The 21294-nt window shown below is 61.7% G+C and carries 22 protein-coding genes; 16 read left to right on the top strand and 6 right to left on the bottom strand.

Annotated elements, in window-relative coordinates; all coding sequences use genetic code 11:
• Positions 1-70 precede the first annotated feature (70 nt).
• Positions 71-1174 carry a Fic family protein gene (locus TSA1_RS06070; RefSeq protein ID WP_100175551.1) on the bottom strand — a complete coding sequence of 368 codons (1104 nt, stop codon included), beginning with the start codon at positions 1172-1174 and terminating at the stop codon, positions 71-73.
• 626 nt (positions 1175-1800) lie between these two features.
• Here TSA1_RS06070 and TSA1_RS06065 point away from each other — a divergent pair.
• Genes TSA1_RS06065 through TSA1_RS06010 form a run of 12 tightly spaced genes read left to right on the top strand, consistent with a single transcriptional unit; the run spans position 1801 to position 13757 of the window.
• On the top strand, positions 1801-3828 hold the full coding sequence (locus tag TSA1_RS06065; RefSeq protein WP_100175550.1) for a conjugal transfer protein TraG: 2028 nt from the start codon (positions 1801-1803) through the stop codon (positions 3826-3828).
• A 12-nt stretch (positions 3829-3840) separates the two neighbouring features.
• Positions 3841-4392 carry a CopG family transcriptional regulator gene (locus TSA1_RS06060; protein WP_100175549.1) on the top strand — a complete coding sequence of 184 codons (552 nt, stop codon included), beginning with the start codon at positions 3841-3843 and terminating at the stop codon, positions 4390-4392.
• Positions 4385-5368, top strand: coding sequence for a P-type conjugative transfer ATPase TrbB (gene trbB / locus TSA1_RS06055; protein WP_174719280.1), 984 nt, complete (start codon positions 4385-4387; stop codon positions 5366-5368). The genes TSA1_RS06060 and trbB overlap by 8 nt, the downstream gene beginning before the upstream one ends.
• 18 nt (positions 5369-5386) lie before the next feature.
• A complete protein-coding gene (locus TSA1_RS06050; RefSeq protein ID WP_245448128.1) occupies positions 5387-5755 on the top strand; it encodes a TrbC/VirB2 family type IV secretion system protein in 369 nt (122 codons plus the stop codon).
• On the top strand, positions 5755-6012 hold the full coding sequence (locus TSA1_RS06045; RefSeq protein WP_100175547.1) for a VirB3 family type IV secretion system protein: 258 nt from the start codon (positions 5755-5757) through the stop codon (positions 6010-6012). Before TSA1_RS06050 ends, TSA1_RS06045 begins: the two co-directional genes overlap by 1 nt.
• Positions 6006-8570 carry a conjugal transfer protein TrbE gene (trbE, locus tag TSA1_RS06040; RefSeq protein WP_100175546.1) on the top strand — a complete coding sequence of 855 codons (2565 nt, stop codon included), beginning with the start codon at positions 6006-6008 and terminating at the stop codon, positions 8568-8570. Before TSA1_RS06045 ends, trbE begins: the two co-directional genes overlap by 7 nt.
• 27 nt (positions 8571-8597) lie before the next feature.
• Positions 8598-9350 carry a P-type conjugative transfer protein TrbJ gene (gene trbJ / locus TSA1_RS06035; protein WP_100175545.1) on the top strand — a complete coding sequence of 251 codons (753 nt, stop codon included), beginning with the start codon at positions 8598-8600 and terminating at the stop codon, positions 9348-9350.
• 11 nt (positions 9351-9361) lie between these two features.
• Positions 9362-10525: a P-type conjugative transfer protein TrbL gene (gene trbL / locus TSA1_RS06030; protein ID WP_100175544.1), complete on the top strand. Its 1164-nt coding sequence runs from the start codon at positions 9362-9364 to the stop codon at positions 10523-10525.
• Positions 10526-10528: 3 nt separating this feature from the next.
• Positions 10529-11233, top strand: coding sequence for a conjugal transfer protein TrbF (gene trbF / locus TSA1_RS06025; protein ID WP_100175543.1), 705 nt, complete (start codon positions 10529-10531; stop codon positions 11231-11233).
• Positions 11230-12255 (top strand): P-type conjugative transfer protein TrbG, encoded by a 1026-nt coding sequence (trbG, locus tag TSA1_RS06020; protein WP_100175542.1) that lies wholly within the window; start codon positions 11230-11232, stop codon positions 12253-12255. The genes trbF and trbG overlap by 4 nt, the downstream gene beginning before the upstream one ends.
• Positions 12252-13526 (top strand): TraB/TrbI/VirB10 family type IV secretion system protein, encoded by a 1275-nt coding sequence (locus tag TSA1_RS06015; RefSeq protein ID WP_100175541.1) that lies wholly within the window; start codon positions 12252-12254, stop codon positions 13524-13526. Before trbG ends, TSA1_RS06015 begins: the two co-directional genes overlap by 4 nt.
• A gap of 3 nt (positions 13527-13529) precedes the next feature.
• Positions 13530-13757, top strand: a complete 228-nt coding sequence (locus TSA1_RS06010) for a DUF2274 domain-containing protein (protein ID WP_100175540.1) — start codon at positions 13530-13532, stop codon at positions 13755-13757.
• Positions 13758-13767: 10 nt separating this feature from the next.
• Here the strand turns inward: TSA1_RS06010 and TSA1_RS06005 are convergent, their stop codons facing one another.
• On the bottom strand, positions 13768-14211 hold the full coding sequence (locus tag TSA1_RS06005) for a hypothetical protein (protein WP_100175539.1): 444 nt from the start codon (positions 14209-14211) through the stop codon (positions 13768-13770).
• A gap of 54 nt (positions 14212-14265) precedes the next feature.
• On the opposite strand from TSA1_RS06005, the gene TSA1_RS06000 reads away from it, so the two are divergent.
• Complete coding sequence (locus TSA1_RS06000; protein ID WP_100175538.1) at positions 14266-14475, top strand: helix-turn-helix domain-containing protein; 210 nt, start codon at positions 14266-14268, stop codon at positions 14473-14475.
• A 495-nt stretch (positions 14476-14970) separates the two neighbouring features.
• Here the strand turns inward: TSA1_RS06000 and TSA1_RS05995 are convergent, their stop codons facing one another.
• From TSA1_RS05995 to TSA1_RS05980, 4 genes are all read right to left on the bottom strand, one after another.
• Positions 14971-16041, bottom strand: coding sequence for a hypothetical protein (locus TSA1_RS05995; protein ID WP_100175537.1), 1071 nt, complete (start codon positions 16039-16041; stop codon positions 14971-14973).
• 152 nt (positions 16042-16193) lie between these two features.
• Positions 16194-17318, bottom strand: coding sequence for a hypothetical protein (locus TSA1_RS05990; RefSeq protein ID WP_174718782.1), 1125 nt, complete (start codon positions 17316-17318; stop codon positions 16194-16196).
• Positions 17315-18562, bottom strand: coding sequence for a type II toxin-antitoxin system HipA family toxin (locus TSA1_RS05985; RefSeq protein WP_100175536.1), 1248 nt, complete (start codon positions 18560-18562; stop codon positions 17315-17317). The genes TSA1_RS05990 and TSA1_RS05985 overlap by 4 nt, the downstream gene beginning before the upstream one ends.
• Positions 18555-18890 (bottom strand): helix-turn-helix domain-containing protein, encoded by a 336-nt coding sequence (locus tag TSA1_RS05980; RefSeq protein WP_100175535.1) that lies wholly within the window; start codon positions 18888-18890, stop codon positions 18555-18557. The genes TSA1_RS05985 and TSA1_RS05980 overlap by 8 nt, the downstream gene beginning before the upstream one ends.
• Before the next feature lie 233 nt (positions 18891-19123).
• On the opposite strand from TSA1_RS05980, the gene TSA1_RS05975 reads away from it, so the two are divergent.
• From TSA1_RS05975 to TSA1_RS05965, 3 genes are read left to right on the top strand one after another with little or no spacing between them, the layout of a single operon-like run.
• Positions 19124-19663, top strand: a complete 540-nt coding sequence (locus TSA1_RS05975; protein WP_245448124.1) for a hypothetical protein — start codon at positions 19124-19126, stop codon at positions 19661-19663.
• A complete protein-coding gene (locus TSA1_RS05970; protein ID WP_100175534.1) occupies positions 19663-20013 on the top strand; it encodes a hypothetical protein in 351 nt (116 codons plus the stop codon). The genes TSA1_RS05975 and TSA1_RS05970 overlap by 1 nt, the downstream gene beginning before the upstream one ends.
• Positions 20010-21287, top strand: a complete 1278-nt coding sequence (locus TSA1_RS05965; RefSeq protein WP_100175533.1) for a hypothetical protein — start codon at positions 20010-20012, stop codon at positions 21285-21287. Before TSA1_RS05970 ends, TSA1_RS05965 begins: the two co-directional genes overlap by 4 nt.
• The last annotated feature ends 7 nt before the right edge of the window (positions 21288-21294 follow it).

The following is a 21294-nucleotide window of genomic DNA, read 5'->3' as shown; positions in this document are numbered from 1 at the left end:
TGCCCGGGTGGACAATGATCGTCGGAAAGCTGGACGGTCCAAGGGATGCGCTCGCCGCAACCAACGGCATTCAAGCGACGAGCGAATAACTTGTACTTCGGCCTCCGCCTTCGTCCTTGGCGAGAATGCCCTGATCAACGAGGTCCTGGATGTCGCGCAAGGCAGTGTCGGGCGAGCACTTCTCGATTCTGGCCCACTTGCTGGATGTCAGCTTGCCCTCGAACCCGTCCAGCAGACGGTTCAGCATGTCGCGCTGCCGCTCATTGATCCGCGCTGTGGCATGCCGTTTCCAGAAGTCGGCTTTTGCAAGCACCGCTGCGAGAATGGTCTCAGCTCCAGTGAAGGCGCGATCGAGGCAGCCCAGGAACCACTCAAGCCACGGCGTGATGTTGAGGTCGCCCTTCTGGGTGCTCTCCAGCATGTCGTAGTAGGTCTTCCGCTCGCTGCGTATCTGGGCGGACATGCTGTAGAAGCGCTGCGGAATTCCTTCAGAGCGGGCAAGGGACATGTCGGCGATGGCGCGGGCGATGCGTCCGTTGCCGTCCTCGAAAGGGTGGATGGTCACGAACCAAAGATGCGCGATCGCGGCCTTGATGATCGGGTCAATCTTCTCCACGGTGTTGTACCAGCTCAGAAACGCGGTCATTTCAGCATCGAGCTTTTCGGCGGTGGGTGCCTCGTAATGGATGCGCTCACGACCATAATCGCCGGAGACAACCTGCATCGGTCCCGCTGCCGCATCCCGCCAGGCTCCCACCGCGATCTTCTTCAGGTTGCTGCGACCCGTCGGAAAGAGCGACGCATGCCAGCCAAAGAGCCTCTCTGAGGTGAGCTCAGCTTTGAACTTCTGCGTGGCGTCGAGCATCATCTCGACAACGCCTTCGACATTGCGGTCTGCCGACGGCAAGGCGCCCGCGTCCATGCCGAGGCGACGCGCAAGCGAAGAGCGCACCGCATCCTTGTCGAGTTTCTCTCCCTCGATTTCGCTGGACTTGAGGACTTCCTCCGTCAAGGTGGTCAGGACAGCCTCTTCCTGTTGGGCGAAACCCAGGGTCTGCATTCGGCCTATGAGCTGGCCTTGCCTGAGCCGGACAGCCGCGAGCAGCTTCGCCAGAGCATCCATATCCCAGGAAAAGTGAGGCCAATCAGTGAGTTGGTGAATATATCTTGGCATTCTCCGCACTCCTTGCGGAGAATATGGCCCCTATTCTCCGCATCCGCAAGGGAATTCACCGCAATTTATGCGGAGAATAGAGCGGCTATTCTCCGCATCGAGTGGGACCCTGTGCATGGTTGCGGTTTCCCTAACGACCTCGCTCCCGACACTTCCCGGACCGAAAATCCGCCGACGCGCGAATGTCGTTGCGACGATCACTTGGCCAGGGCGCCCGAATGCGACGGTGTAGCGGGGCGACCCCGAGGGACCGTTCTCTCGCGCAAATTATACTCGTTTCGCGGAATGAGTATAACCGGCCCGTCTTCGGATTCTCAGCTGATGCTGAAGATTCAAGATCGAACGCCCAAACGAGGTCGTTCGATTCGCTCGCTTCCTTGCTTACAACGTCGGTGAGCTGAGCAATCAGCTGAGCCAGACGATTGATCCAGTTTGATCAGGCCGTTCACCTTCTATTGAGGCGCTTCCTCAACCACGCTGAAGCTGGCCCATCATCGATCTCTCACTGATGAGGTTGATCGAAGCGGATCTCGTTGCTGACCGCGATTTTTATTCAGGTTGAATGCTCCGGTTACTCGCGCTTTTCATCTCGCCGCGCTCGCCAACGCGAGTGAGTGGGGCGGACAATGTTTCCAGCAAAAATCTACATCGGTCAGATCACTGTCGTCTTCGGCATCGTCATCGCCTCGACGTGGGGAGCAACGCAATGGACTGCGGCTGCTCTCGGCTTTCAGGAGCGGCTTGGCGTGCCCTGGTTCCTGGTTGCCGGCTATCCGGTCTATCTGCCCTGGCGATTGTTCGAATGGTGGTTTGCCTACGAGGCGTACGCGCCCGAAATCTTTGAAGAGGGCGGAGCCATTGCTGCCGCGGGCGGCATCGCCGGCGCGCTGTTTGCAATCTTCAACTCGGTGTGGCGCGCGCGGCAAAACCAACTCGTGACCACTTACGGCTCCGCCCGCTGGGCGACGCCCAAAGAGATCAAGCAGGCCGGCCTCTTCGCAGCCAAGGGCGTGTTTCTGGGCCGTCTTGAGAATAACTATCTGCGCCACGACGGACCGGAACACGTCATGTGCTTTGCGCCGACCCGGTCGGGAAAGGGCGTGGGACTGGTGTTGCCGACATTGCTGTCATGGACGTCGTCGGCGGTGGTGCATGACATCAAGGGCGAAAACTGGGAACTGACCTCCGGTTGGCGCTCGACGTTTTCGCACTGCCTGCTGTTCAACCCCACGGACTCAAGAAGCGCACGCTACAATCCGCTGATCGAGGTCCGCAAAGGCGCGGCCGAAGTCCGCGACGTGCAGAACATCGCCGACATCCTGGTCGACCCTGAAGGGGCGCTCGAACGCCGAACCCATTGGGAGAAAACCAGTCATTCGCTCCTGGTCGGTGTCATTCTCCACGTCCTTTACGCGGAAGAGAAGAAGACGCTCACCCGCGTCACCGAGATCCTGGCCGATCCTGCGCAGTCCTTTGAGAAGACGCTCAGGATCATGCTGGCAACCAATCATCTCGGCACCCAGACCGAACCGAAGGTGCACCCCGTCGTCGCTGCGACCGCGCGAGAGCTGCTCAACAAGTCCGAGAACGAACGCTCCGGCGTTCTGTCGACCGCCGTGAGCTTTCTTGGGCTCTACCGCGATCCCGTCGTCAGCCGGAACACCGAATCCTGCGATTGGCGTATCGCCGATCTCGTCAGTGCCGACAAGCCGGTCACGCTGTATCTGGTCGTTCCGCCGTCGGACATCAGCCGTACCAAGCCGCTGATCAGACTGATCCTCAACCAGATCGGCCGCCGGCTGACCGAGACGCTGAACACCAAGGCGGGTGACCGCACGCACCGCCAGCTCCTCATGATGCTGGATGAGTTTCCTGCACTTGGCAGGCTCGACTTCTTCGAAAGTGCGCTCGCCTTCATGGCCGGTTACGGCATCCGCGCCTATCTGATCGCGCAATCGCTCAACCAGATCGCAAAGGCGTATGGCGAGAACAACGCGATCCTGGACAATTGCCACGTCCGCATTGCTTTCGCCGCCAATGACGAACGCACCGCCAAGCGGATCTCGGATGCCCTTGGCACCGCGACAGAGCTACGTGCACAGCGCAACTACGCCGGTCATCGGCTAGCTCCCTGGCTCGGCCACGTTATGGTCAGCCGTCAGGAGACCGCGCGTCCTTTGCTGACGCCTGGCGAAGTGATGCAGCTGCCGCCCGACCAGGCCATCGTCCTGGTTTCTGGCCTTGCACCGGTCCGGGCGATGAAGCTGCGGCACTATGAGGACGCAAACTTCGTCAGTCGTCTGCGCAAGCCCCCATCCTTGGTGGGCGACGCGTATGCCGATCGGCCAGCGATCCGCACTAATGATTGGCGCGGCGAGGCGCGCGCCACCGACCTTCGACTTGCGACCATGCCGTATCGCGAGCTCATGCAGACGGGCGGTGAGGAAGGCGGCCTCAAGCAGCAATTGCCGTTGTTCGACGAAGCCGCACCGGCTGTGAACGATGCTCGGGCCTTCGAGGAGCGATTGCTTGACGACGAGTCTGACGTCGCCGCCGATCGCAACCAGATGCAGCAAGCCGCAAGCGCGTCCAGCGCCGTACGTCGAGCCCACGCCGTCACCCGCGACGATGACGACCTTCTCCCCTCATTCTGAAGAGCATTCCCGATGAAACCGAAACTGTCGGCCTACGTCAGCGATAGCGTGGCGCAACGGCTCGAACTCGCGGCCAAGCGGCCGGGAACCAATAAGTCAGCGATCGTGGACGCTGCGCTTGATCGCTTTCTCAATCCTGAGCGCGACACGAGCGGCGATGCGGCGCTGATCCGAAGGCTGGACCGGATGAGCCGGCAACTGGAACGAGCCGACCGCGACGTGAGCGTCCTGGCGGAGACCATCGCGCTTTTCATCCGCTATTACCTGACCATCACCCCGCCGCTGCCTTCGCAAGACCAGGACGCAGCGCGTGCGCTGGGCCGCGAGCGGTTCGAGATGTTTGTAGCCCAGGTCGGCAAACGCGTTGCCTCCGGTGGCCGGCTTGTTGCCGACGTCATGGATCGCGTCAGCGCCTCCAAGCCGGATCTCTTCATGCGGAATCTCGAGGAGGGCGCCCCTCTTGGCGCTGCCCAACCCAGCGATACTGGATCCCGTGCGCCGAGCGCGACGGGTGAGCCGCCGGAGCATTCTCCGGCAGGGCGAGAGGAGGTCGGCAATGTCTGATCTCCTCTCGCCGGAAACCCGCGAACGACGCCGCGGCATGCTGCGGACCGCGATGGGGCCGGCCATCGCGCTGGCGCTCGAAGAGCCTGATGTCGTCGAGGTCATGGTTAATCCCGATGGAAGGCTTTGGCTTGATCGGCACGGGACCGGCCGCGCGGACACCGGCGTCGTCCTGACGCCGCAGGAGTCGGAGCGGATCATCCGGCTTGTTGCAAGCCATGTAAGGGCCGAAGCGAACGGTTCGTCTCCAATCATCTCGGCCGAGCTGCCCGAAACCGGCGAACGCTTCGAAGGCGTCCTGCCACCAGTCTCGCTCGCGCCGTGCTTTGCCATCCGCAAACCCGCGACGACCACGTTTCGCTTGTCCGATTACGTCAAGGCGCAGATTGCCTCGCCATTGATGGCGAAGGTGCTGACCACCGCGGTCACCGAGGCCCGCAGCATCCTGATTGCCGGCGGCACCGGGTCCGGCAAGACGACGCTTGCTAATGCGCTTCTTGCGGAGATCGCCGGCCTCGAAGAGCGGGTGGTCATCATCGAAGACACCCGCGAGCTGCGCTGCGATGCAAAGGATGCCGTGACGCTCCGGACCAAGCCGGCCGTGGCGAGCCTTGCCGATCTCGTCCGCTCGACACTGCGCCTACGCCCCGACCGCATCATCGTCGGTGAGGTCAGGGGCGCCGAAGCCCTCGACATGCTGAAGGCCTGGAATACCGGCCACCCCGGCGGAATTGCCACGGTCCATGCCAATTCGGCACGAGCTGCGCTCTACCGGATCGAGCAACTGATCCAGGAAGCGGTCGCAACCGTGCCGCGCCGGCTCATTGCCGAAGCAATCGACCTGGTCGTCTTCATCAAGGGACGGGGTCCCGCACGGCGCATCGAAGCCGTCGTCGAGCTCAAAGGTCTCGATCCGTCAGGCGACTACCTGCTTGAGACCCCGCCCGGACTTCCAAACACCTCCCATCGCCCCTGACCTGAAGGAGACTGCCCTATGTCCATTCGACTGCGTCTAAACGCGCGTTCGCGCCTTCGTGGCTTCTGCTTGGTCAGCGGGTTACCGCTGGTCACGCTCGGCGCGGCGTCGGCTTGCGTGCTCCTCAGCGTCACGGCGGCACACGCCGCCGGTTCCGGCATGCCTTGGGAAGCGCCGCTCCAGCGTGTCCTGGAATCCGTGCAAGGGCCCGTCGCCAAGATCGTCGCCGTCATCATCATCACGGTAACAGGCATCTCGCTGGCCTTTGGCGATACCTCCGGTGGATTCCGCAAGATGGTCCAGGTCGTATTCGGCCTCTCGATCGCCTTTGCCGCGAGTTCCTTCTTCCTTTCGTTCTTCTCCTTCGGTGGTGGAGCACTGATCTGATGCGCCCCGACGGATTTGAACTCGTGCTCCACCGTTCGCTGACTGAACCGATCCTGCTCGGCGGCGCCCCGCGTGCCGCAGCCATCCTGGTCGGGACCCTCTCAGCCGTGCTTGCGCTCGGCCTGCGGCTTTGGCTCGCAGGCCTCCTGCTCTGGGTCATCGGCCACAGCGCGGCCGTTTGGCTCGCCAAGCGCGACCCGGCCTTCGTCGAAGTCGCCATTCGTCACACCAAGCATAAAGGGCGGCTCGCATGCTGAACTTGAGAGAATTCCGCGGCAACGCCTATCGGCTGGCGGACTGGTTGCCCTGGGCCTGCCTGGTCGCCCCTGGCGTCATCCTGAACAAGGATGGCAGCTTCCAGCGGACGATACGCTACCGCGGACCGGACCTCGATAGTGCGACCGAGGCCGAGCTGATGAGCGTCGCATCCCGCGTCAACAACGTTCTGAAGCGCTTTGGCTCAGGTTGGGCTCTCTTCTTTGATGCGACGCGCATCCCGGCCTCAGAGTATCCGAGGTCGGAATTTCCCGATGCGGTGTCGTGGCTGGTGGATGAGGAGCGACGGGCCGGTTTCGAAGGCCCGGCCGGGGTGGCGTGGGAGGATCCGTCACGCCCGGGCGGGCAGCACTTCGAGAGTGTGCTGCATCTGACGTTGATGTATTTGCCGCCGGCCGAAACGGTCTCGCGCCTCGAAGGCCTGTTTCTGGAGCGCCCCAAGGCGAGGAATCGCGCGGAGCGAAAAGAACAACGAATTCGGCGCGTCCCGTCGAGCAAAACCCCCAAGCAAGGGGAGATCGACGGTGAGATTGATGAGCAACAGAGGTTTGCCAGCAACGACAAAGGCTATCGCGATCACCTCCAAAGATTCATTCAGGAAACCGATCGGGCGATCGATCTGCTCTCGTCGGTCTTGCCCGAGATCTGGCCTCTCAGTGATGCGGAGGCGCTCACCTATCTTCATAGCTGTATCTCAACGAAGCGCCATCCAGTCAGCGTTCCCAAGATCCCGGCCTATCTAGATTGTTTCCTAAGCGATCAGCCATTAACCGGGGGATTGTCGCCGGCGATCGGGCGGAGCCATCTGCGCGTGTTGACGGTCCTTGGGTTTCCGCACGTCACATTTCCAGGCTTGCTCGATGAACTGAATCGGCTCGGCATTGCCTATCGCTGGGCAACCCGGTTTCTTCCGCTCGACCGTACGCAGGCAAACGCAACTCTGTCGCGATACCGGCGGCAGTGGTTTGCCAAGCGGAAGTCGCTCGGAGCGATCCTCAAGGAGGTCATGTTCAACGAGCAGGCGGCGCTGCTCGACACTGACGCCAGCAACAAGGCAATTGATGCCGACGCGGCGCTCTCCGAGCTCGGCGACGATCTGGTCGCCTTCGGCTATATCACCACGACCGTTACTGTATGCGACGAGGACTCGCATCAAGCTGACGAGAAGATCCGTGCGGTCGAGCGGGTGATCAATAGCCGGGGCTTCACGGCCATCCGCGAGAGCGTCAACGCCGTGGAAGCCTGGCTCGGCAGTCTGCCGGGCCAAGCCTATGCCAACATCCGCCAGCCGATCGTCCACACCCTGAACCTCGCCCATATGTGCCCATTGTCGGCAGTATGGGCTGGACCCGAACGGTGTGAGCACCTCGACGGCCCGCCGCTTCTGATCGCCAAGACCAAGGGGGCGACCCCGTTCCGGTTGTCGCTCCACGCCGGCGACGTCGGGCACACCATCATTGTCGGACCTACGGGAGCGGGCAAGTCGGTCCTGCTTTCGATGCTCGCGCTGCAATTCCGTCGATATCCGAATGCGCAGTTGATCACGTTTGACAAGGGCCGGTCGGCACGGGTTACCACGCTCGCGTTATCTGGAGCCTGGTACGAGCTGGGCGCCAAGGGCGGCATCGCCTTCCAGCCGCTCAAGGATGTCGCGGAGGAGGGCGCGAGGCTCTGGGCGCTCGACTGGCTCTGTGGCGTCCTCGCCCATGAGCGCGTGACAGTGACCCCCGACGTCAAGGAGACGCTCTGGTCGGCGCTCCGGAGCCTCGGGTCTGCGCCCGTCTCGCAGCGGACGATGACCGGGCTCGTAGCGCTGCTTGCCCGCGACGCGCTGCGGCAGGCGCTGCAGCCCTACACGCTGGAAGGACCCTACGGCCGCTTCCTGGACGCAGACGCCGACCGTCTTTCCGGCGCCGACGTGCTCACCTTCGAGATGGAGGAACTCATGGCGTTGCCGGGGCTGGTGGCGCCGGTCCTGACCTATCTCTTCCACACTCTTGAAGAGCGGTTTGATGGCCGGCCTACGCTGTTGGTACTCGATGAGGCCTGGGTGTTTCTGGACGACCCGCTGTTCGCGAGCCGGATTCGCGAATGGCTGAAGACGCTGCGAAAGAAGAACGTGGCTGTGATTTTCGCGACCCAATCGCTGGCCGATATCGCCGACAGCCAGATTGCCCCTGCAATCATTGAATCCTGCCCAAGCCGCATCTTCCTTCCGAATCCCCGTGCACTGGAGCCGACCCAGACCGAGACCTATCGCCGGTTCGGCCTGAACGACACGCAAATTCGCCTGATCGCGGAAGCGTTCCCGAAGCGCGACTACTACCTGCAGTCCCGCGCCGGAAACCGCTTGTTCGAACTCGGCCTCGGACCGGCGGCGCTTGCGCTGGTCGCAGCGTCCTCGCCGGAAGATCAACGGACCGTCGATGCGGTCCTGTCTCGCTCCGGCCCCCATCACTTCGCCAAGCGCTATCTCGCAGAGCGAGACCTGCACTGGGCAGCGAACCTGATCAGCACCTTCGAACAGGCCAAGGCCTGACCTCAATCTCAACTCCTGGAGTCTTCCATGCTCGAAAGTGTCGGCCGCATGTTCTTGGGTACAACTTCTAGAGTTATCGTGACAACGATCCTATCGATTGCCATCGCCGTGAATGGTTCACGACGGCTTGGCGCGTTTGATATCGTATTCGATCCTACCAATTACAGCCAGAATCTCCTGACTGCCGCACGAGCGCTTGATCAGATCAACAATCAGATCAGGAGCCTCGAGAACCAGGCGCAATCGCTGCGCAATCAGACAAAAAATCTCGCTGCCTTGCCGACGAGCGTCGTCGGCCAACTCACGTCGACGATCAACCAGATGAACACTCTGATTGGTCAGGCCAAGAACATTTCATTCGATGTTCAGAGAACCCAACAGGATTTCGAGCGGCTGTATCCTCGCCAATATGCGGCAGCCGTTTCGTCCGACAAGATGGTTCGGGACGCGACCTCTCGCTGGGACAACAGCTACGACGGACTGAAGCAGTCGCTCACGCTTCAGTCGGCGATTGTCGGCTCGTTGGATCAGGACGGCCAGACGCTTCGAACGCTGATGGCAAATTCGTCCGCTGCAGTCGGCTCGCTGCAGGCTCAACAGTCTGGCAATGAATTGCTCGGCCTCCAGATCAAGCAATCGTTGCAGACCCAGGCTCTCATGGCAACGCAGGCGCGCGCGGACACGTTGCGTGCAGCAGAACAGCAGGCATCGTCCGCCGCCGCGAAGGAGCGATTCAATCGCTTCATCGGCGATGGCCATGCTTACACCGCCGGCAAGTAGGTGAGGGCGCTATGGCTGATCTCTCCGTCATCGACCGCTTCACCGACACCTTCTCGCGCTACATCGACTCCGGATTTGGCCTTCTGTCCGGCGACGTCTCATTCTTGAGCTCAACGTTGATTGGCATCGACCTGACGCTGGCGGGACTTGCCTGGAGCATGCGGGCGGACGACCACATCATGGTCACGCTCGCCAAGAAGGTGCTTTATGTCGGTGCTTTCGCGTTCATCATCGGCAACTTCAAGAGCCTTGCCGATATCGTGTTCGCGTCGTTCTCCAGCATCGGGCTGAAGGCATCAGGCGGAAGCCTGAGCGCCGCCGACCTGGCGCGGCCGGGTTTCGTCGCGTCAGCGGGATTTACTGCGGCACATCCTCTTCTCGAGGAGACCGGCCAGTTCTCAGGCTTCGACGTTCTAACCAATCTGCCAACGATCCTGATCCTGCTCTTCTGCTGGATCCTGATCGTGCTCGCCTTTTTCATCCTTTCGGTTCAGCTCTTCGTCACGCTGATCGAATTCAAGCTGACGACGCTCGCAAGCTTCATTCTCGTACCATTCGCTCTATGGGGAAAGACCTCGTTCCTAGCGGAAAAGACGCTTGGCAATGTCGTCGCCTCTGGAGTGAAGGTCATGGTTCTCGCGATCATCATTGGGATTGGCTCGACTATTTTCGGCCAGCTCGCAAGCACGTTGACGCGGCCAGTCGACATCGTGTCGGCCATGAGCCTGTTGCTTGCGGCTCTTTCTCTGTTCGGACTTGGCATCTTCGGGCCGGGCATCGCGGCAGGACTGGTCTCGGGGGCGCCCCAGTTGGGGGCAGGTGCGGCCGCAGGGACAGCGGCGGGCGCGGCAGCGGTCGTTATCGGCGGCGGAGCTGCGGTCGCAGGAGGCTTGCGCCTTGCGGCGGGCGGTTCAATGGCTGCCGTCCGCTCTGCAGCGTCTCTCACGGGGGCGTCTTCGGCCGCAGGCACGTCGGCCCGGGCCGCAACCGCGGATCAGCTCTCAAGTGCGAGCGCTGGCGGCGCATCGAACGGCGCGGCTGCGTCAGGTACGGCGCGCCCGGCTGCATCGTCTGGCCGGGGACACGCAAGGGAAGCAGCGCAGGTTGCTGCTCACACTCTGAAAGAGGGTGACAAGGGCGGGCACTCTTCGGGCCCGAAGCTCGGGGAGGAGTAGGATATGGCAGGTCATCCCTTTCAACGCGTATCTGTTCGATACGGCGAAACGCCTGAGCCGGTCACGCCCTATCAGAAGGCGGCCCAAGTCTGGGACGAGCGGCTAGGGTCCGCCCGCGTTCAGGCGAGCAATTGGCGATTGGCAGCGCTGGCGGCCATCGGCCTGTCGGGCGTGCTCGGAATGACGATCTTTGCGCAGATCGCTCGCTCGGGTGTCGTTCCTTACGTGATTGAAGTTGATCGGCTCGGGGAAGTCCGAGCAGTCGGACCAGCACTCGAAGCCTATCAACCGTCGGACGCACAGATCGCGCATTTCCTTGCACGGTTCATCGAGAACGTCCGCTCGCTGTCGATCGATCCGGTCATCGTCCGGGCGAACTGGCTGCGTGCCTACGACTTCGTCACCGACCGCGGCGCGCAAGCCTTGAACGACTACGCGCGCGAAGCCGATCCGTTCACAAAGATCGGCTCCAGGACCGTGACCACTGAGGTCACATCCGTGGTGCGCGCGTCCGGTGACAGCTTCGAGATCCGCTGGAAAGAAAACACCTACGAGAATGGCGCGATCGCAAAGATCGAGCGTTTCACGGGTCTCGTCACCACCGTTCTCAAGCCGCCCGCGGATGCCGAAACGCTGCGGAAGAACCCCCTCGGGCTCTACGTCCATTCCCTCAACTGGTCGCGCGACCTCATTGGAGACGCCAAATGAATTTAAAAGTCCTCACCAAGCTCGCGTCGGCCAGCGTCCTGGCCTTGTCGCTTGGGCTTGCCGGATGCGCCACCAAGCTCAATCTCGAAGCCCCCTATGATGAGATGACCTTTGAGAAGGCGCTTCCAGACGCCGATCCGCCAGCGCCAGTGCAGATCGTCGAAACGCCCAAGGTCCTGCCTTTGCCAGGCCAGCTAAAGCCCTTTCCAACAAAGGCCGCCAAGGAGGAAAAGCTGCCGCCGGAGCAGGCGATCGCCAAGGCCAACAAAGCGGCGAGGATGGAGCCGACGCGCGCCGGCTACATCAACGCCATTCAGGTCTATCCTTGGACTGAAGGCGCGCTCTACCGGCTCTATGCAAGTCCGGAGAAAGTCTCGACCATCGCGCTTCAGCCTGGCGAGGAATTGATCGACGTCTCCACCGGCGATACTGTCCGCTGGGTGGTGGGTGATACTTCGAGCGGGCAGGGGACCGCCCGGCGGGTGCACATCCTGGTCAAGCCGACGTTGCCGGATATTCAGACCAACCTCGTGGTCCTGACTGACCGGCGGGCCTATCACCTCGAGCTCGTCTCGACCAAGCAGACCTACATGGCGTCCATCTCGTGGACGTATCCGACTGACACGCTCGTTGCGCTCCACAAGCAGAACGTCGCAGCGCAGGAAAACGAGGAACGCATCGTTGATCGCGGGGTGCGGCTCGACAGCCTGAATTTTCGCTATCGCATCGAAGGGGACGATCCGCCGTGGCGGCCGCTGCGCGCCTTCGACGATGGCCGCAAGGTCTATATCCAGATGCCGACCGGCCTGTCGCAAGGGGAGGCGCCGCCCTTGTTCGTCGCCGGCGCCGATGGCCGGCCAAACCTCGTCAATTACCGGGTCCGCGGTTCCTATTACATCGTCGATCGGATGTTTGGCGCGGCCGAGCTTCGCCTTGGCGAAGATCCTCAGCGCATTGTCCGGATCATCCGGATCGACGCGCGACCGGTATCGCAGGCCTCTAGCACCGGGAGCGCCTCATGACGAGCTTGGATCAGGATCCGGAGCCGCTGGAACTGCGGGCGCGGCCGCGTCCCGTTCGGCGCCTCAACAGGCGCGCCCTCATGATCGGCTGCGCCGTCGCGGCGCTGTTTGTTGGCGGAGCGATACTCATTGCGCTCCGACCACACTCCTTCAAGCAGTCGGAACGGACAGAGCTTTACAATACCGACCGCAAGCAGACCGCCGAGGGCTTGAGCAAGCTGCCAAAATCCTATGAGGAGTTGCCGCCATCGACGCCGCGCCTAGGACCGCCGTCCCCCGGGGACATCGGCCGGGCCTTCGCTGAAAACGAGAAGAAGGCCGGTGTGGCATCGGACGCGGGCTTCCGGACCAACCCGGAGGAGGATGCCGAGCGAGCCGAACGGATCCGTCAGACGCGGATTGCACAACAAGCAAAGGAGTCGGGACTGTTCTTCCGCCTGTCGGAAAAACAGGAGAAGCGCAAGCAGGCAAGCACGACGGAAGCGCCGGTTGCTGCCCCATCCGCATTCCGGCCTTCAACGTCCGAAACAGGGCCGTCCGCTGCGGAACTTGCAAAGACGGCACAGGCGATGGTCGACCGCTCCAGCGAAATCATTCCCTCGTCGCAGGCGCGTAAGCTGGCCTTCGCGGGGGCGAAAGCCGACACGGAGACCACCAATCCCCACGCGCTTAAACCAGTACCATCCACCTATGCGGTGATGGCGGGGTCGATCATCCCGGCGAGCCTTGTCACGGGCCTGAATTCGGACCTGCCTGGGGCGACTATCGGCCAGGTTACCGAGAACGTCTACGATACGGTAACGGGTGAGCATCTTCTGATCCCGCAAGGAACGAGAATTGTGGGGAAGTACGACAGTGTCGTCGCTTTTGGCCAGAAGCGAGCGCTAGTTATCTGGACACGGCTCATACTGCCGAACGGCAATTCGATCGTGATCGAGAACCTTGCGGCCACCGACGTCGCGGGCTACGCCGGTCTCGAGGACGAGGTGGACTTCCATACCTGGCAATTGCTCAAGGGCGTAGCGCTGGCGACCTTGATTGGGGTCGGGACCCAACTCTCGATCGGCAATGACGAAAGCGATCTCGTAAAGGCCCTGCGGGAAAGCACACAGCAAACGACCAATCGTGCGGGGCAGCGCCTGGTAGAGCGCGAGCTCGACGTTCAGCCGACGATCACGGTGCGGCCGGGCTGGCCGTTGCGGGTATTTGTTTCGAAGGATCTGGTGCTGAAGCCTTATCAGGACGTTCAGGCCGCGGCGAAGGTCAGGTGACGGATGAAGCTTGCAAAACTGCCCGATCGGACTCCGGTGAGGATGAACGTCGTATTTGCGCCAGGCTTGGCGCAGCGGCTGCGTGAGTATGCTGCTTTCTATGCAGAGACCTACGGCAACAAGGAAGAGGTAGTTGAGCTAATACCGTTCATGCTCGAGGCATTTCTTGATGGTGATGCAGATTTTCGAAGGAGTAGGAGATCGGCAGCCACAGACGTCGCACCGGCTTAGTATCCGTCCGCTAAGTCGCGGCCGATTCTATCGTAGCAATCGCGCCCTCCACAGCGCCGACTGACTTCTGCAGTCTATCAAGCAGCAGTCTTAGTTCACCCTCTTTCGCCTCCTCCATATGTAGGTTGTTGCGCCTTAGGAGCGCGTGAACAAGTTGATCAAGTGAGATGGTGCTGTTTGAAGAGCTGCAATCGGACGAGATGCCGCTTGCGGTGGAACTTATTTCTCCCGCAGATGAAAGACTTATTTCGACCGAGACGGTCTCCATAATGGTGCGTTCGATCAGCTCTGCAGGAAGCTCGACGGAAACAACGACTATCCCAGTCGAGACATCTCTATATCCAACCGTCAAAGTGCTCTTTCGAACTTCGGCGAAGGGGCTAAGAGCCAACGTTTGATCTGGCCACATGACAAGATCTTCCGAGTTGATGTTGCCTTGATTGTGGAATTTCATAGATAGGGACTATAATCCCTAGAGACTATATGCCCGACCGTATTCGATCCTGCAATGCAGGATTGGCGCAAAATCGTCGGCAAAAACGTCCGGAGGATTCGCCAAGAACGAGGAATGACCCAGGAGAAGCTCGCCTTCGAAGCTGAGATAGATTTGACCTATGTCGGAGGCATCGAGCGTGGAAAACGCAATCCAAGCCTCCTTGTTTTGGCTCGAATAGCCGAATCGCTCTCCGTACATTTGACGAAGTTGCTTGCTGAGTAACCGCGTAAGACGCCTATATGCACTCTAGTCCACTGTTTCGGATGGGAGTGTCTAAGCGATGGGGCAGATGTCATGCTTGCTTGCATGAGGGTCCGCAGATCGAGCCGGATTGCGGCTCGTGTCTACGACGTCGGACTTGCGGTCTCTCGAGACGGCGCGTGCCTTTACCTTCGATGATCCAGCAATCTCTCCAAAAGCGTCGAGAGATTTCCGGCTACAAATGGGTGCGGCACGCGGACCGCGATCTCGTCCCGGAGTTGAACTTCCAAGTTAAGGGCCGCATAGATCGTCGGATCACAGCCGGACGTTTGAGGAATTCGCTCTCGGTGGCGTCCCGCGGGACATCGGACCACAACTTTCGAGCACGATTAGCGGGCAGGCGCCGATTAGGTGCGGGTGACCGAAGGTCGAGCCCGCTGGTTTTCGAGAACGAGACCGACTGCGCTCTGTCAGCCGCGAGCCTGTCTGAATTGCGCGCATTTCTTCCATTCTTCTTCATTCGTACGGTAGTTCCCCAAATAGCCCGATCATGAGATCGCCGTCGTAAAGGGAAAATGGAATCTCGACGTAGTGGTCGGGATGGCGAGGCAAGGCGCGTCCGTCATTGGGACCGTTCTTGGTGTGTCCCCGAATCTGCTCACCACTTTCCTTGATGTACGGCAGCACGACCAGGCGGCCGTGATTGGTGGAGAGGATCGTCCCTTCCTTCCAGATCGTCGCGCCTTCGGACTCGCGCGTCGACGATGTCTCCTTGACCTGCCAGCCGATGCCACCATCCGGCTCGTACCAAAATACAATGCCGTTTGAGACCAGCACGTGTTCGCCTCGCGCGCGAGCTTCGGCGAGCATCCGCTGAACGCTAGCGAGCTTCAGCAATTGATTGGCGCGGGGGAGTAGGATCTGCCGGATCTCGGCCTTTGTCTTCCCCCAATGGGTGCTGGCGCTCAGACCGAATCCGTTGGCGATCTTAGCGCGTTCGGCGATCTGCGTGGCCCTCTCGCCGGCCGGATAGGGTTTCGACCAAACGCCATTCGGTGCCAAGTATAGAAGGACGTAGCGCCATTGGTTGCCTGAGCGTCCCACCTTGGCCACTTTCAGATACGGCATTGTGGCCAGTTGTTCGGCGAGGTCCTGACGATAGCGCTCGGAGTCCGACGCGAGTTTCAGGGCGGTGGCGTCCGGCCGCTCGTCATCAGCGTGTCGGCGCAAGGCTTCGGCCAGCATCAGAGCTTCTTCGTCTTGCAGGCGCTGTTTCGCTTGTAGGGCCTTGTCGATCTTGAGTTCGAGTGATCGCTTGACAACGGGGTCCATGGTCCGCGCGGAGAGTGCCTGCCGCAAGGTTGGATTGAGTGCATTGGCGGCCGCGATGGCAGCCTCGCGATCGGGATAGCGGTCTATAAAGACGCTGTCGTTTTCTCCCGGCACCATGCGCTCGCGCCAGATCGGCGCCAGTTCGCCCTTGTCGATGAGCTCCTGCATCAACCAACGCTCGAACAGGGGGCGGTAGTGCGGCCAGACGGCCAGGACGACATCAGATGTCCGCTTCAGCTCGGACCATTTCACCATAGGGCACCTCCAACCCGAGGCCGCGTGGCCTGATGCGTCATCATTATGCGGTATTCCTTCTGCCGCGACCGGATATCGGAAATGCACGTTTCCAAGGCGGCAATTTTGCTTTCGATTGGCATTAGTTTGATGGTTATGAGCCCGTCACCGGATCAGGTGCTCCCTTTGATGCGCCGCTCCTCACCAACGGGAATGATCCAGCCGCCGGCGCGATCCGACCGAGCAAATTCATCCGGTCGCGCCGCTTGGACCACGCGGGTGCGCACAGCCTGCGGTTCCGCGTCGATGGCCGCACGGATGAGGTCGCGATCGATTCCGACAAAGATCGGGCGGAGATTAAGGCGGGCGAGCGCCTCCTGATCGGCCGGTGCAACGTCGGCTTCCGTGATCGGTCCCGCACGGGTGACGACGCCACCGATCAGCCCACCCAGTGCGGTTGCCTTCTCCACCTCTCTTACCGGCGCAGCATCCAGCAGCGCCCTGGCGCGCCCGAGGTCGTCCTGGAGCCTTTGCGGGAATGGCTGATGAGTGAGGCGCTGGAGCGCGCCTGCCAGTTCGGCGTGGCCGAGTGGCTTGATGAGGTTTGCGATATGCAGGCGAAGGAGTCCAATGAAGAGCGAATCCTGATCTTTTGGTTCGATGGGATCGCCTTCGTCAACGGGATCGCGAGCCGAGAGAAAGGCGTCGCTTGGGCCTGCTGCTGCCATCCCCCAGCGCGTCGCGATCGCGATGCGCTTCACGCTGACTTTGCGGTCCTTCACAGTAACGTCTATTCGCTTTGCTTGCGCCCATGCGCGGTCGAGCGCTTTGGCCGGACCCCCAACATCGTGACAGCCTTTCGCTTCGGCGACCGTCAGGGAGGACAGGTCGGAGGCGCAGGCGATCCAGTCGGGCAGGTCGCCGCGGGAAAGGCGCTTGACCTTGATCTTCCTGCGGCGATCGAGGTCGATGACCCGGCTGCCGAGATGGGCGAAGATCGAGAGATTGAAGTAGCGCTCAAGGTAAGCGCGTGCGACGAAGCGCCCAAACAGACCGGAGAGGGCGACTTTCACTTCTCGTGCCTGTCCGAGCGGTTCTTTGAAGATGAACGGCGTTCCCGCGCCGGTCGGTGTCAGCAGCGTATCGAGGAGGGACCACGCACCATAGGCCGTGCCGGGCGTCTGCAAGACCTCGCGAATGCCGGCATCCTCGATGCTTGAGACCTCAAGGTCGACGGTCGGGCCGGCAACTGGGCTTTCCGCCGGTGGATCGAAGCTATGAAGCAGCGTTCTGGTCACAGCGCGAGGGCCCGCTTCAGGTCATCATGCTCAAAGGCGCTGGCCATGCGGTTGATCTCGGCGGACCGGGCGCCGACAGCCTTGGCGACGTTGCGCCAGGTGGCGGTGACCGTTGCGACCTCTTTTACGATTGCACGAGCCTGCGCCAGCGTCAGCCCGAAATATTCCGACGCCGCCTCAAGCAGGTCGAGCGAGCAGGTTCCTTCGTCGAGATCGATGTTCGTGGTCAAAACGCGCGCTTTGACGTCGGTTGGCACGGGATTGAGGTCATAGGCCGGAGAGAGCGACCATCCGGCTTTTCCCAGCCAACGAAAGCCGTGGTTGCGCAGGTGGTCGTCGACATTGGAGATCAGGACGCTGAAGACGACGCGTCGATAGAGGGCATGAGCATCGGTCTTTCCCTGCGCGCCATGTTGCGCGAGAGCGTCGACAATCTCGGGATAGCTGCCGCGCTCGCCGTCCTTGGCGCCCATCATCGCCATGGCTGACAGGAAAGGGATGCGGGTTGCGCCGTCGCGGTCGAAGCGACGCGATAGCATGACGGCCTTTCCGGCCACTTCAATGAGTTCGTGTTGCGGGGTGGCGATGCCGGCCTGGCCGGCCAGTCGCAGTGCGATCTCCTCCCAGGTCTCCATGCTGTAGTCGTCGGTCTCCTTCGGAAACTTGGCGATGGAGAGATGGCCATGCTGGTCGATGACCGAGGCTTTCGGCCGCGCGCCGCCGAGAGAGGAGCCGGGCGCGAAGATGAGCTGAAGGTCTTCGTCCGTTTCCTCGTCCCGGAGAATGCGCTCGGTGATCTGGAGCAGCCGGCCAAGTTCGATCAGGGCCGGTACCCCGGCGCGGATTGGCGCCTGGAAGGGGTCTTCACCGACCCAGCGGAATCGGAGTGCACCGAGCCTGGTCTCGTCGGCGACGCCGAGCAGATAATCGCTTTCGGCAAGTGTGCGGACAGCGCGGCCTTCGCGGTCGGCGAGGCGGCGTTCGGCGCGCTGCATGAGACGGCGGCCCCAGGTGTCGGGCGCGGAGTCGCCGATGGAGCCGAAGGTCGCGAGGCCAGCAGGGGGAGCGAAGGTGCCGCGCGTCAGGGCGAGGGCAGGCTCCAGCGAGAACCGGTCTGGGTCACCAAGCCACGCAGCGTCGTACTCGAAGAGAATGGTCTCAGAGCCGCGAACTTGATTGCTCCTGGCCAATCCGATGCGGCGTGTGCGGCCGCTCAGATCGATATGGACCTCGAAATCAGCCATCGCGTGAGGCTCCGGTCTTGCGTTGGAGGTGGACATGCTTGGGCAATGAGGCGCTGGCGAGCGCCTGTCCGACACTGTCGTTGCCGATGTCGGCGATCTGGCTCAGACCGTCGAGCAGACCTAGCGCCTGAAGGACGCCGGCATAGATGCCGATGCTGACATTGGTGTCGCCGGCCTCGACCCTTTGCAGGGTCGAGCGCGAGGTAAAGGCGCGCTCGGCCACGACCGCCATTGGCAGCCGCCGGCGCCGACGGGCGTCGTGGATGTCGGCGCCGAGCTTGCGCAGGGCTCGCCGGACGGCGGCGGGAGGATTGTGGGGGGTCGGCATTTAATACCTTCGTGTTCTGATACCTTGGCACTACAGATTGGTCCATTATGTAGCACGAAGATTACATTTTTCATAGTGAGGGTCGTGAGGTTAATAAAATCCGAATTCCAGACCTTCCCTCGGCCCGGTTGCGAAACTGGGGGACAAAATCGGCGGCCCTTGACAATAAGCGGCATTCTCCCCATCTTCACTGAACTCAATGAGGATAAAAAGTGAAGTTGTCGATTGTTGTTTTGGCCGGCGGTGAGCCGGTGCTCAGCGGGGCGCAAGCCGGCCGTCAGCTGCTGGGGAAGCTGGTCGCCGCCGCACGTCCGTCAGCCGAGCCGGAGCCAGTCTATTTGGACTTCGATGCCGTCACCGTCGCGACCGCCTCCTTCCTGCGCGAGGGTGTGATCGCCTTCCGCGATCATGTGCGCGCCACTTTGCCGGAACTCTACCCGGTTATCGCCAATGCCTCGCCGTCGGTGAGCGAAGAGCTCGAATTTTTTCTGCGGCATCGCAAGGATGCGATGTGGATCTGCCGTCTGTCGCCGGCAGACGAGGTGCGCGATCCCAAGATTCTGGGTGAGCTCGACGAGGCGCATCGCTCGACCTTCGATCTCGTCGTGCGCCTCGGTACGGCAAGCGCGCCGAGCCTTGCGGCGCAGAGCCAGGAGAGCTTGGCGCCAACGGCCTGGAACAACCGCCTGTCCAGTCTCGCCGCGCGCGGTCTTCTGATCGAGCGCCGATCGGGGAAAACCAAAACCTTTGCACCTGTCTTGGAGATCGCGTGATGGGAATCGAATTCATCCGCAATGCCAGCGGCAAGCCCTACACCAAACGTTGGGCGAGGGGGATCGACCGCATCAAGGCGCCGACCTTGATGGATGTCAGCATCTCCGAGGAGAGCCGGACGCTTACAGCGAAGCTGATCGCAAAGGGAGCGGCAAGTCGTGGCACCACGGTGCTGGTCCAGTCGAAAGGTTCGGATCTGGTTGTGTTCGACGGCCTTCGTCAGATAGCCAGTATCGCCGACGCACCACCCTCGGTGCGGGCGGCCGTCGATGCGCGACAGGGCATGGCTCCGGCCGTCGTCGAGCGCATCGGGATCCTCGGAGCGACTGCGGAGATCAAGCTCAAATGACCCGCCGCGCCCCGCAGGAGCCCACACGCGACTTCAGGCCGTCTCATCGGCTTCGCGACGATGCCGCGCTCTATGCGACGTCGCTCGGCTGCGGCGGCTGCCCGGACTTTAAGACCTGCGGAGGGCTTCACACCGATGCTGGCGTGTTCGACTGCAACGATTTCTGTTCTTGCGAGGATCGTGCCGTCTGCGACTCCGTTTGCCGCAACAAGCCCGACCAGTTCTTCGAGCGCTACCTGGAGATCGGTGGCTTCGAGCTGGAGTCGACGCCCCGGGTTGCCGCACTTGCGATGCCGGAACTGCCGTCCGTCATTCCGCTCATCGGACACAAATACAGCCGCAAGGCGATCCTGAACGAACTAGTGATTGCCGTTCCCTTGTATGAGCTGTTCCACATGCGAAGCGGCCAGCCGCTTGTTCGCACCCCTGCTGAGCTCGCCGCGCGTTTCCTTATCCCTGAAACCGCGACCGTCATTGCCTCTGGCGTTGATCGGGACATCAAGCTCGAGGCCTGGTGGGCGTTTGCTGATCGCGCATTGATCATGTCGACGTTGCGCGATCTCGGGATTGCGCTGGTGACCGTGCCTAATTTCAGCATGTTCCTGAATGTGCCGCGCCCTGACAATTTGCACAGCATGAAGCGCATCGCGCTGGGTTGGGCCGAGACGATGATGGCCGGGACTCCGGCGGCGCTGCATCTCAACGCGCGGACCGATCAGGACTATGCACGCTGGATGCGCTTCGTGCGGGAGCGCCCGGAAGTCGAGATCGTAGCTTTCGAATTCCGTACCGGCGCCGGCGTGCCGTCCCGGATCGACTGGCACGTCGATCGTCTCTGCCGGGTTGCCGACGTGGCGGGACGTCCGCTCACGCTCGTGGTGCGCGGAGGCGCCCAGGTTCTCCAACGCCTCAAGCACCACTTTGGCCAGGTCATCCTGATCGAGACGGATGCCTTCGCCCGCACGCTCAAGCGACGCCGGGCAGAATTCACAGAAGCCGGCCGCCTGCGTTGGCCACGGATTTCGACTCCCAGGGGGGCGCCGATAGACGACCTGCTGGCCCACAACATCGTCACCAAGCGCACCGCGCTGCTGCTCTCTGACTTCGCGCCGATGACGCGCTCAGAGCGATCGGCCCGGAACACTCGCCGGTCGGCACAGCACGCTCACGGTCAAGCCGGGCAGGGGAGCTTTCTGCCGGAGCTGGACGCGACCCTGGAGGCTCGGGCTGTGTCCACGGATCTCGAGCGCGTGATCGTCGCTGCGGAAACGTAGATCGCCA

This window comes from Bradyrhizobium nitroreducens (genome assembly GCF_002776695.1).
Classification (GTDB): Bacteria; Pseudomonadota; Alphaproteobacteria; order Rhizobiales; family Xanthobacteraceae; genus Bradyrhizobium; species Bradyrhizobium nitroreducens.
Note: the sequence above shows the minus strand (reverse complement) of the source record. Positions and strands in the feature narration are given on the sequence as shown.